This is a genomic window from Clostridium muellerianum, assembly GCF_012926525.1.
GTDB classification, from domain to species: Bacteria; Bacillota; Clostridia; order Clostridiales; family Clostridiaceae; genus Clostridium_AM; species Clostridium_AM muellerianum.
In genome coordinates, this window is record NZ_JABBNI010000025.1 from 351,111 (window position 1) to 363,825 (window position 12,715).

Genomic DNA, 12,715 nt, shown 5'->3' on the forward strand with positions numbered 1-12,715 from the left:
TGATAGTTACACTCATAAGTTAACTATATCTAAAAAAATTACTTTATCATATCTTTTGCTTGTTTTCCTATATATCCAAGTTCACTAACATATTTTCCAAAGGAATGATAGTAACCTGGTTCTACATCTATTACTTTTCCTTGAGCTATTCTCCCCACATTTGTTTCAACACTTACTTCATCGCCTAATTCACAATCATTTAAGCAATTTCCTCTTATCCAACATTTAAGAGGAGTTTTCTTTGTTTCTTCTGGTATATTTTTAGCTCTTTCCTCCGGTGTCAATACAATTTCCTCAACTTCAACCCATGTTCCCTTTTTTATCATACTTATTCACCTACCATAACTATAATTTTATATGTAACTAATGGAATCTTAATTTCCACTAATTTCTTCAATTATAAATAAAGCAAATAATATGCCATAGATTAAATTCTTTGTTTTATGTAGATTAATAACTTAAATGTATAAAATTACGCAAAAAAATTTGCATATGGATGTTACTTAATGGTATTTTTTTGAAAAATCCAATATATGTAATCAATCTAATACATGCAAAATGTTTTTACGCATGACAAATTATTTTGCTATTATATTAATTAATTAAAATTTTAGAATATTTATTCATTTTTTAAAATACAATTAAATAAAAAACTAGTATGTAGATAGAAACTATATCTACATACTAGTTTTTGGTAAGCTTTCATGCTTAAAACACTATTACTATTTCATTTACATAAACAACATAAAATTTTCTTTAATAGAACATGCTGCCATATTATACTGCTTTCACTATTTGTACTATCATTCTAGCTGAATTCATTAAATCTTCTATAGCTATATATTCTTCTAACGTATGGGCTTTTTCCATACCTACACTTAAATTGACAGCTTTTATGCCATTAGCATTTAATATGTTAGTATCACTTCCACCTCCTGTAGAAACAACCATAGGTTTTATACCCATTTTAGATAATACTTTTTTTACTACATTAACTATTTCATCATTTTCATCTATATTGAAAGCTTTATACATTCTTTTCGTTTTTATTTCTATTTCAGCACCAAAATCATGCGCAGCTTGTTTGAATGTATCTACCATATGTTGAGTTTGAATATCTAACTTTGAGTTATCTAAACTTCTAGCTTCTGCTAATATTTTAAGCTCCGGCATAACTATGTTAGTAGCAACACCTCCTTTTACAGTACCTATATTAGCTGTAGTTTCTTCATCTATTCTTAACAATTTCATATTTTCTATAGCTCTAGATGCAACCATTATGGCACTTATGCCTTTTTCTGGAACCACTCCTGCATGCGCTGATTTACCTTTTATTTTAACTTCTATGCTGTCCTGAGCTGGTGCCTTTACTATTATTTGTCCAGGAGCTCCACCACCATCTAATACAAATGCAAAATCTGCATTTATCTTAGAATAGTCTAGATACTTAGCACCAATTAATCCTCCTTCTTCCCATATAGAGAATACAATTTGTATATCACTATGTTCTATATGATTTTCTTTTATTATCTTCATAGCTTCTAAAATAGCAGCTATACCACCTTTATCATCTCCACCTAATACAGTAGTCCCATCACTCTTTATTATTCCCTTATCTGCATCTATAATAGGCTTTATACATTCTCCTGGTCTAACTGTATCCATATGCGAACTGAATAAAACAGTTTTTCCTGATCTATTTCCTTTTAATGTTGCAATAATGTTACCAGTTTCTCCTCCGGATTTAATTCCAGCATCGTCTATAACTACATCAAACCCTAATTGTTGTAGCTTGTCTACTAAAACTTTTGCTACAGCACCTTCTTTAGAAGTAGTACTATCTATCTGTACTAATTCTATAAATTCCCCTACTAATCTTTGCTTGTTTAACATATATACCTCCTAAAAAACCTTTATATTTAGTATATACTATCCACGTGTGATAAACTCATGTGAATAATTTACTACTCTCCCTCATGATTAATATTGTGCTTTTTTAATTTATACTGTAAATTTTGTCTTGAAATATTTAATTGCCTAGAAGTTTTACTTACATTATAGTTATTTTTTTTAAGAACCTTTTCAATTACATTCTTTTCTATGCTGCCTATATATTTTTCTAAATCAATTTTTTCACAGTTATCAATACTAAAACTTTCATATAATCCACTTATTGATTTGTTAAAAATCTTAGATTCAAAATTGTTGCAATTTAAAATAGAGCTGTCATCTGCCATGTTTACAGCAGATTCAATCACATTTTTAAGTTCCCTTATGTTTCCAGGCCAGCTATATTTTAGAAACCTTTCCATTAAATCTTCATGTATTTTTTCTATATTTTTCCCCATAATATCGTTATACTCTTTAAGAAATTTATTTGCCAAAATAGGTATATCCTCTTTTCTTTCTCTTAGCGGAGGTATTCTTAATTTTATTACACTTAATCTATAATAAAAATCTTTTCTAAGCTTTCCTGCTTTTATAAGCTCTTCAGGCTCCTCATTTAATGTAGCTATTATTCTTACATCTATATCTATAGTTTTGTTACTTCCAATTGGCCTTATATATCCATCTTGAAGTACTCTTAATAGTTTTGATTGAAGATATGGTTCCATAGAATTAATTTCATCTAACAAAATAGTGCCATGATTTGCTTCTTCAAATAACCCTTTTCTATTTTCTGCACCTGTGAAACTGCCCTTTGTTGTTCCAAATAACATTCCTTCAAGTAAAGCTGCTGGTATGGCAGCACAATTTATAGGTATAAAAGGTTTATTATTTCTTATTCCTCCATAATGAATACTTTGTGCCATTACTTCTTTTCCTGCTCCTGTTTCAGCATAAATTAGAACTGATGAATTTGATAAACTTGATCTTTTAGCTTTTTCTACTACTTCTTTCATTTTAACACTACAAGTAATTATATCTCTAAAAGTGAAACTTTTTTTAACTTTTACATCATTTTTTTGCAATTTATATATGCATTCGGTAAGTTCTTTTAGCCTTGTCATATCTTTAGATATTTCAATAGCTGCTATATTTTTTCCATTACATTCTACAGGTACAGTAGTATTTATAGTAGTAACTTTCTTTTTATACTCATTACTATATTGTTGAATTAAATCCACAATCTTTTTTCCATTTTTTAATACTCTCATAAGAGTTGATGTATCTTCTTTTACATCACATAAATATTCATTAACTCGTTTCCCCAAAACTTCACTTGGATTTATTCCTTCAACCTTACTCATTACCTGATTATAATATATAGTTTTTCCTGTAGAATCTACAACCTGAATCCCTTCATCTAAATTTTCCAATAAACATTCTAAAATTTTTTTATGATCCAGTAAATCTCCCACCACATTATCCCCCTTACTGCTTCATTTTTATGTTAATTCTATGTTTCAAAACCATATAGCCCAAATAAACTTTATTATTTAAACATGCTTTTATTATTTGATAGAAAATTCTCTATAATAACATATTAAGATTAATTTACTTTTTTATCAATAGATGGTAATGTAATTTTCTTATTATTCGCAAAAATTTTATAAATTCATATTAAAATTATAGTTGTATTCATTTAAAATCATTATTCTTTTAGTTTTAATAAAAAAGTATCTTCTTAAGATGCTTATAATATATAAAAAGTAGGAAACAAAAATAAATAAGATTATATAACAAAAGGAAAGACAAAATATGAATAACAATTTTGTTTTTCCTTTTGTATTAATCAATATATATGCACTAAAATTTAATATAGGTTTTTACTAAAATATCTGTCACCTCTATCTGGAAATACTACTACTATATTTCCTGAATCTATAGTGTCTGCCAATTTTAACGCAGCTGCCATAGCTGCACCAGAAGATGATCCAACTGTAAGTCCTTCTTTTCTTGCTAATTCTTTTACCATATTAAAGCTTTCATCATCATTTACCTTTATAAACTTGTCAACCAGACTCATATTAAGTGTTGAAGGTATAAAATTATTTCCTATACCCTCAATGTTATAACAGCCTTCAACACCACCACCTATTGTAGAACCTTCAGGATCTGCAATTATTGTCTTTATCTGACTATCCTTTTCCTTTAAATACTTTGCAATACCAGTAAAAGTACCACCACTCCCTGCTCCAGCTATAAAATAATCTATCTTCTTATCCATAGCTAAATATATTTCCGGACCAGTGGTTAAGTAATGTGCTTCTGGATTAGCTGGATTTTCAAATTGTTTAAGAGATATTGAATTCGGTATAGTATCTAATAGTTCTTGTGATTTTTTAATAGCACCTTCCATACCTAGTTCCCTTGGAGTATTTATGATTTCTCCACCAAGCGCCTTCATTAACAATTGCTTTTCTATGGAAAACTTCTCAGGAACTACAAATATAACTCTATATCCCTTATTCAAAGCTCCTAATGCAACTCCCAAGCCAGTGTTTCCTGCAGTAGCTTCAATTATAGTATGTCCCTTTTTAAGTTTCCCTTCTTCTTCAGCTTTTTCAATCATATATAAACCTATTCTATCCTTGACACTTCCACCTGGATTGAAATATTCAAGTTTAGCAAAAATATTGACACCTTTTTTTACATTAAAGTGATTTATTTTTAATATAGGAGTGTTTCCTACAAGTTCTCTTATATCATTAACATACATCATAATTATTTTTCCCCCTGTAAAGCATTATTTATATCCTTAACTAAATCCTCTTTATTTTCAATTCCAATTGATAACCTTACTAAATTATCAGTAATACCTATTTTTTGTCTTATTTCATAAGGTATTGAAGCATGAGTCATAGTTGCTGGATGAGATATTAAAGATTCTACTCCTCCCAAGCTTTCTCCTAAACTTATTAATTTTAATCCTTTGAAAAATTTGTTAATATTTACTTCTTTCCTTAAAGTAAATGAAATCATAGCCCCTGCTGCCTTAGCTTGTTTCTTGTGAATCTCATAACCATTATGATTTTCAAAACCTGGATAATAAACTTTTTCTATTAATGGATGTTTTGCTAAAAACTCCGCTGTATACTTTGCATTTTCAATGTGTCTATCCATTCTTACAGATAAAGTTTTTATTCCTCTAATAAGAAGCCATGAATCAAATGGATTTAGCACTCCACCAGTAGAATTTTGTATAAAATGCAGCTTTTCAGCTAGTTCTTCACTATTTACTACCGCAAGTCCAGCTATTAAATCGCTGTGTCCTCCTAAATATTTAGTTGCACTATGAACTACAATATCTCCTCCAAGTTCTATAGGTTTTTGTAAATATGGAGTCATAAAGGTATTGTCCACAATAGTTAAAATATTATGTCGTTTTGCTAAATCTGAAATTTTTCTTATATCTGTTATTGTCATAAGTGGGTTCGTAGGTGTTTCAATAAATATAGCTTTCACATTTTCTGTAATTTTATTTTCTACATCTTTAATATCAGAAGTATCCACAAGTTCATATTGTAAATTAAATCTCTCAAATACTTTATCTAATACTCTAAAGGTTCCTCCATAAACATTGCTGGACATTAAAATTTTATCTCCACCTTTAAATAACATTAATACTGCTGTTGTAGCCGCCATACCAGAAGCAAATGCAAAACCTTTATATCCATCTTCTAATTGCGAAATTAGTTTTTCTAAAGCCTCTCTAGTAGGATTTCCTGTTCTTGAATATTCATATCCACTGTTTACTCCTAAAGAGGATTGCCTATAAGTAGACGTTTGATATATAGGAACATTCACCGCACCTGTATGCTCATCCCCATCTATGCCTCCGTGTATTAATAGTGACTGAAATTCCATTTTTTATTCCTCCTTAATTCCTTTTGCTGCAAATATTCCTGTTTCAGTGTACTCTCCTAAACTTGAATATCCTTTGCATTTTAAATTTGTACTGCTTACATCTATATTTTTAAAACCTGCACTTTTTAACCATTCATTCATTTGTACATGTGAAAATCCCAGCCATTCATCATGCATTTCTGTCCTTGCCCACTCACCACTATGCTCCTCTACATCTGTTATAACCACTGTGCCGCCTTTCTTTAGCACCCTATACATTTCTCGTATTGCTTTTTCTGCATCAAACATATGGTGCAGTACCATATTTATAAAAATCGCATCAATAGATTCATCAAATAATGGCAAATCATCAATGGAGCCTCTTATTGGATAAATATTATTTACTCCTTTGCTTACAGACGCATTATGAAGTTCCCTAAGCATATTTTTAGAATTATCAATAGAAAAAACTATTTTAGATTCACCAGCTAAGGCTAGTGAAATAAATCCTGTGCCGCATCCTAAATCAGCACAAATTTTATCTTTTATATCAACCTTTGAAAGCGAAATATACTTTAATTTTTCCTCAAAATACTCTTCTCTAATAACATTCCATTTATCTGCAATAGAATCAAAATAATTTACTGAACTCATTTTAAATAGGCCTCCTAATTTATATGTTTAACTTTAGTTTATCAAGTCATAGTTTTAAATTGATAAAGCAAAGATTTGTGTGAATGTATAAGCAACTTAATCTAGTGCCTTTGTTTTTTGGACTCCGGATTCCGAAAAACAAAAAACTTCTGCCTCTATTACAGAGGCAGAAGTATACTTCCGCGGTTCCACTCTGTTTAATATGTAAAATTAAATAATAATACATAAAAACTCTTAATTTTGGTACGATCATACCTCAACGCTTTAACGGGCGTACCCGCTGAAGTCTACTACACTTCAATTCAGTGCTCTGAGATGCACTTCAGTTACTTTTAACTCAAGATCCCTTACACCCAATGGAGATCTCTCTCTGCCAGTTTCATATAACTTACTCTTCTCATCATCGCAATTCCTAGTATTTTACTATGATTTCTTTTATGTACATTATATTACTACATAAATAAAAGTTTAGCAAGTACTTATAAAAAATTTTAGTTTATTTTTCGCTTAAAAAATTTAACAACATATAATAAACAGTGAAGGATTGTTATATTCCTTCACTGTCAATTATAAATTTTTTATTTTTAATAAAAAAACACTTCTATGAAATATATTAAAAACATATTTTAGTGATTACATTTTACCTCAAAATCATACTTTTTTACTTAATATCTTCTACATAGCAATTAGATACTACTGCATTACAGCCTAATAAAGTTGCTCCATAAGCTGTAGTAATAACTGGCTGTTCTTGTAAATCTATTCCACCTGCTCTTACTGTAACCTCTGTTCCTGACTCTGCTAGTTCCATAAAAATTCTTCTTATATTTGCTTCAAAATCAATAGTATTGCTTGTATTAGCTGTCAATGGCTCTTCCAAAAATGTTATTTTAATACTTCCATCATTGTTAATAAAAGAATCTGTTCCTCCTAAAACTATAGATGCTATTTTACAAATATCAATTCTATGAATTACATTTCCCTCGCAATTTTCTAGTACGAAAATGCTACTATCATTTCCTTCTGGAAGCAATTCGGCTGGTATTCCTGTTACTGATCCACCATTTTCATAATTTACAATAATTGTTGACCTTGGGAATAAATCTATTATCTGTTCTAATATATTTCTTATCTGTTTAATGCATGGGCACTTAACTAATTCACCTGATGGTCCCGGGTCTCCCGTTCTTCCTTTTTTACCTCGATGTCCTCTCTTTCCTCTTTCTCCTGGATCTCCTTGCTCTCCTTTTCTTCCTCTGTGTCCTCTTGGACCTCTTTCTCCCATTTCGCCTTTCTTTCCTCGATGTCCTCTCTTTCCTCTTCTTCCTCTTTCCCCTCGTTCTCCTTGTTCTCCTGGATCTCCTTGTTCACCTTGTGGTCCTTGAATTCCTTCTTGCCCTACTTCTCCTGGATCACCCGGATCTCCTTGTTCTCCTTTTCTTCCTCTGCGTCCTCTGCATCCTCTTTCTCCCATTTCACCTTTCTTACCTCGATGTCCTCTCTTTCCTCTTCTTCCTCTCTCTCCCCTTTCTCCTTGTTCCCCTGGATCTCCTTGTTCTCCCTGTGGCCCTTGAATTCCTTCTGGACCTATTTCACCTGGATCTCCCGGATCTCCTTGTTCTCCTTTTCTTCCTCTGCGTCCTCTGCATCCTCTTTCTCCCATTTCACCTTTCTTACCTCGATGTCCTCTCTTTCCTCTTCTTCCTCTCTCTCCCCTTTCTCCTTGTTCTCCTGGATCTCCTTGTTCTCCCTGTGGCCCTTGAATTCCTTCTGGACCTATTTCACCTGGATCTCCCGGATCTCCTTGTTCTCCTTTTCTTCCCCTGCGTCCTCTGCATCCTCTTTCTCCCATTTTGCCTTTCTTACCTCGATGTCCTCTCTTTCCTCTTCTTCCTCTTTCACCTTGTTCCCCTGGATCTCCTTGTTCTCCCTGTGGTCCTTGAACTCCTTCTGGTCCCATTTCTCCTGGATCTCCCTGTTCTCCTTTTCTTCCTCTACGTCCTCTACAGCCTTTTGGGCCTCGCTCTCCTGGTTCATGGCAGCAGGTAATATCTAATTTATATTCACACCCGCATCCAGGCTTATGTGCATCCTTAAAACACTCATCCTTCTTTTCTCCATTTTTGCATGAACAGCATTCTCTACTATGCTTTCCCATAAATCAATTTACCTCCTTTAGTATAAATAAAGATTAATCCAGTAATAGGATTTTTCTTTAATATAATTTATGACTAATATGGCAAATTGGGAACATAAACCAGCTCAACTTTTAATAAAATTAAAAGACTTGGTAAATGTTTCATTAGTAACATACATTGTTATAAATTTTATAATTGTACAAAATAAAATCTTAAAAATTTTATAAACATAAACTTTAAATTATAAATATTATGTAGTATGTGTTTTGTTTATAGAAAGGAGCTTAAGTATATGGATAATTTGGTTTCTCCAAGTCCCTTAGACGAAATAAGAATTAAAAACGGAATTGATAATTTAAATACTTTTTTTCACAGCCTATTTAAAAATAACAGTGAAAAATCTATAAATTTAATTAATCATGAAGATTTGAATTTTGCTTCTCTATTTACACTAAAAAATAAAATTCAAGAATTAAATATTTTTCATAGTTTAAATCCACGAAATAAACTTGCTATAGAAATCATTAATGAAATATATACAGGCAAAAAAAATTCTAGAAACACTAACTATTTATCCTGTGATTATGTAGAAGGAATTCATGCTGTTTTAAAATGGATACTTGTAACTGGATCTGTGGATGATGGTATGAACAATGAGTATGATGAAATTTTAGATATTTCTGCAGCACTTTTAACAAAAGTATATAGAGATAAAACAGTCTTATCTGTTATTGCTGACATGATTTTTAAAAGATATAAAAAAGGATTTCTCATTCATAATTTAGTATGGGCTTTTTTTGAATGTCGGGATCCTAAAAGTCTAATTATAATTGCACAGGGTTTACAATCTAAAGAATTGAAGGATATTGAGCTTTCAAAAAAACTTCTGAATTTTGTACCAGGTGTAACTATGATTGAAAACATGGATAAAAATAGTTGTTATCTATACTTTCTTAATTGGCTTGAAAAAAATTTTTTATTCTTGCACTTTACTGGTGAAAGTTTTCAAAAGTCCAGCAATCCAATTCCTTATATAGTAATCTTGAGAGCCAAATATATATGCGCTCCAGTTTCCATTGACAGCGGAAAAATATTAACACCTTTAAAAAAAGAAGAAATTAACCTTTTAAAACTATTTGATAAATTAGATAACAATACAAAATTACTGCTTTCAAATTTCTCATTTAACTTTCATCGAAAAAACATATATAACTGGAACAAATGGCTTTATTCCCCTATGGCAGAACAAATTAAAATTGCTAGGCTAGGAGGGATTTAATGATAAAAATTTCAGACAGTACGGTTTCAAAAAATGAACTGATGAAAGGTTATCAAATAAATAGCATGGAAAATAAAATTATTAATAAACTGTTTTTAAGTAAAAAAATTTACACATATAGTTCATTGAACGAACTAAAGTTTCAATTAAATTTACAAACAAATATTTGTGTTTCAGCTAAAGATATGTCTAAAAGCAATTTACTTTTTAAGGTTTTCCGTAAATCTAAATGCAATTCAAAATATTGGGATCATACTAATGAAGGGGGATTCTTATTAAAAAAAGAAGTAAAACCCTCTGATGCCATAAAAGATATTTTTATTAATAGTTCAAAATATGGAACTGAATGTTCTACTGCCATAGTTATTATTTATTATAAAGCACTTGTTAATGTATTACCCGAAAAACTTTTTAACAAAATGTTTCCTAATATACATTTACTAAATTGGCATTACCTTAATGAAAATCTGTACATTGAAGAATTTAGAGATGAAACGGATGTTCTTATGGGAGATTGTAAATATTTTAAAAATCCGGATGTAAATCCTTTAACTCCACAGTGGCAGGGTGAAAATACTATATATTTAGGTAATGGTACTTACTATGGTCACGGCTTAGGAGTAAAAAATACTGAAGAAATAATTAAAAGTTTAAATAAAAACAGAAAAATTGCCGCTAAGCAATCTGCCTTCTTGTTAAATTCAGCAACTCGGTTAAATTATAAACATCTATATGATGAATGTAGTTCCATTTTAATATAGTACTAGGGATATAATCTTAATTATAATAAAGTTAAAAGGCAAATACAAAACTATGTATCTGCCTTTCAATTTTAATTTATAGAATATTTTTTATTAATTAGATTACTGTTTCAACTAATAACATAACTACTGCAAAAGCTGTAATGTACCCCATTAATGGCATTATAAACTTTAACCATTTATCATAAGTTACATCTACCATTGCTAATGTAGCTAAAATAAGTCCTGTTGGAGTTATAAATGCCATTAAGCCTTGTCCATACTGATAAGTACTTATTATAATATCTCTTGACAATCCAACAGTATCTGCAAGAGGTGCTATAATTGGTATTGACAATACTGCAAGACCTGAAGATGATGGAATAAAGAATCCAAGAACTAAGAATACTATAAGCATCACAATTACAAATAACATAGAATTCATACCTTTAACTGCTCCCGATGCCATATAAAGTATTGAATCCGATATCATTCCCTGTTCCATAACTAAATTAATAGATCTTGCAACTCCAATAATTAATGCAACTCCTATTAAATCTCCAGCACCAGCAACAAACTTGTTAACAAATTCTTTTTCTCCCATTCCTGAAATTACACCAATTATTATTCCTGAACATAGGAATAATGCAGTCATTTCTGTAAACCACCACTGTTTTATAGAAACGCCCCAAACCATTACAACAAATGTTAAAGCAAATATTATTAACATTAATTTACGTCTACCAGTGAATTTAAAGGCTTCTTCATCAGAATAATCAACTAAGAATTTCTTTTCAATCTCTTCTTTCTGAGCATATATAAGCGACTTAGTTGCGTCCGCCTTAACTTTCTTAGCATATTTAAGAATATAAATGATTGTAATTATAGTAGCAATAACCAAACCTACTATTCTTACTGTAAGCCCCTGTGTGAATTTTATTCCTGCGGCATTTGACGCAATAATTGATGAAAAAGGATTTACAGTAGAAAACATTGTACCTATAGATGAACCCATATATATAGCTGCAATACATACTATAGCATCGTATCCTGTAGCAATAAATATAGGGATCAATACCGGATATAGAGCTATAGTCTCTTCAGCCATACCAAAAGTCGTACCACCTATAGAAATTAATACCGTAACTACAACTATTAGTAAAAATTCTCTTCCTTTTGTAGCTCGAGATAAACTAGCTATACCAGCATCAAAAGCACCAGTGTTATTTAATACACCAATAACTCCTCCAATTATTAATACGAATGTAATAATATCAATGGTATCATATATACCTTTTATTGGTGATTGAAGCACTGCAAAAAAACCTTGTGGAGTTTGGGTTACTTTTTCATATGTCCCTGGTATAGCAACAGGTTTAGTAATACTCCCATCTTCAAACTTTCCTATTTCCGTCTTAATACCCATTTTATTTAAAGTTTCCTGAGTACCTGGCAATTCCTTTGTGGAAGTGTCTGGTTTTATCATTGTGAAAACCTTTTTATCAGGCTCGTACTTTATCTTTGCATATGTACCTGCTGGAACTATATATGTAAGTACCGCTGCAAGAATTAAAACGATTACTAAAACAGTAAAAGCTGTTGGAAAACTTATCTTTTTCTTTTTCATTTTTTGTTCCCCCCTAGTATAATATAAATTGTAGCACTACAACTAATATTATACCCCTTTTATGGGGATTTTCAATAAATTATATCATAACTGCCAAATTTCAACACACATATATGTTTACTAATTTACTAAATTATCAAATTAGCATATATTTTTAAATTATTTGTTAAAATTTAATCAACTTTATACATAAAGTGCCATATTATTATTAAAATTTTTATGAATTTATTAATATTGCTGACTTGCAAATACTTATATATTAAATGCCTAAGGTTTACTTTCAACTACAAATCTAAAATCAATTATAAGTTGTAATTACCTAAGTTTCGTACAAACGAAACTTTAGTAGTTTCCATATTATAGTTTCCAAAAAATAAATAATGGATAATACCAAGCCTTGAAGTATAATTTTCTTTGCAGAGAAAAATTAAGAAAGGCAGGTATTATCCTATGAATAATTTTACCTTTACTCAAAATAACTGTAAAG

The 12,715-nt window shown here is 30.5% G+C and carries 10 protein-coding genes and 1 other annotated feature; of the genes, 2 read left to right on the plus strand and 8 right to left on the minus strand.

Annotated elements, in window-relative coordinates; translation table 11 throughout:
* Positions 1–38 precede the first annotated feature (38 nt).
* From ortA to HBE96_RS14580, 7 genes are all read right to left on the minus strand, one after another.
* Positions 39–326 carry a 2-amino-4-oxopentanoate thiolase subunit OrtA gene (gene ortA / locus HBE96_RS14550; RefSeq protein WP_169298452.1) on the minus strand — a complete coding sequence of 96 codons (288 nt, stop codon included), beginning with the start codon at positions 324–326 and terminating at the stop codon, positions 39–41.
* Between the two features lie 451 nt (positions 327–777).
* Positions 778–1,893 carry a M20/M25/M40 family metallo-hydrolase gene (locus HBE96_RS14555; RefSeq protein WP_169298453.1) on the minus strand — a complete coding sequence of 372 codons (1,116 nt, stop codon included), beginning with the start codon at positions 1,891–1,893 and terminating at the stop codon, positions 778–780.
* 71 nt (positions 1,894–1,964) lie between these two features.
* Complete coding sequence (locus HBE96_RS14560) at positions 1,965–3,362, minus strand: sigma-54 interaction domain-containing protein (protein ID WP_342590186.1); 1,398 nt, start codon at positions 3,360–3,362, stop codon at positions 1,965–1,967.
* Positions 3,363–3,757: 395 nt separating this feature from the next.
* Positions 3,758–4,666 carry a PLP-dependent cysteine synthase family protein gene (locus HBE96_RS14565; protein WP_169298454.1) on the minus strand — a complete coding sequence of 303 codons (909 nt, stop codon included), beginning with the start codon at positions 4,664–4,666 and terminating at the stop codon, positions 3,758–3,760.
* Between the two features lie 2 nt (positions 4,667–4,668).
* A complete protein-coding gene (locus HBE96_RS14570) occupies positions 4,669–5,811 on the minus strand; it encodes a trans-sulfuration enzyme family protein (RefSeq protein ID WP_169298455.1) in 1,143 nt (380 codons plus the stop codon).
* A 3-nt stretch (positions 5,812–5,814) separates the two neighbouring features.
* A complete protein-coding gene (locus HBE96_RS14575) occupies positions 5,815–6,444 on the minus strand; it encodes a class I SAM-dependent methyltransferase (RefSeq protein WP_169298456.1) in 630 nt (209 codons plus the stop codon).
* Positions 6,445–6,603: 159 nt separating this feature from the next.
* Positions 6,604–6,857, minus strand: a binding site (T-box leader).
* A 248-nt stretch (positions 6,858–7,105) separates the two neighbouring features.
* Positions 7,106–8,602, minus strand: a complete 1,497-nt coding sequence (locus HBE96_RS14580; protein ID WP_169298457.1) for a collagen-like domain-containing protein — start codon at positions 8,600–8,602, stop codon at positions 7,106–7,108.
* Positions 8,603–8,874: 272 nt separating this feature from the next.
* Here HBE96_RS14580 and HBE96_RS14585 point away from each other — a divergent pair, with 272 nt between their 5' ends.
* The gene (locus HBE96_RS14585) at positions 8,875–9,861 is read left to right on the plus strand and encodes a hypothetical protein (protein ID WP_169298458.1); all 987 of its coding nucleotides are present in this window, start codon (positions 8,875–8,877) and stop codon (positions 9,859–9,861) included.
* Positions 9,861–10,622: a protein-glutamine gamma-glutamyltransferase gene (locus HBE96_RS14590; protein WP_169298459.1), complete on the plus strand. Its 762-nt coding sequence runs from the start codon at positions 9,861–9,863 to the stop codon at positions 10,620–10,622. The genes HBE96_RS14585 and HBE96_RS14590 overlap by 1 nt, the downstream gene beginning before the upstream one ends.
* 97 nt (positions 10,623–10,719) lie before the next feature.
* Here the strand turns inward: HBE96_RS14590 and HBE96_RS14595 are convergent, their stop codons facing one another.
* Positions 10,720–12,228: a YfcC family protein gene (locus HBE96_RS14595; protein ID WP_169298460.1), complete on the minus strand. Its 1,509-nt coding sequence runs from the start codon at positions 12,226–12,228 to the stop codon at positions 10,720–10,722.
* Between the last annotated feature and the right edge of the window lie 487 nt (positions 12,229–12,715).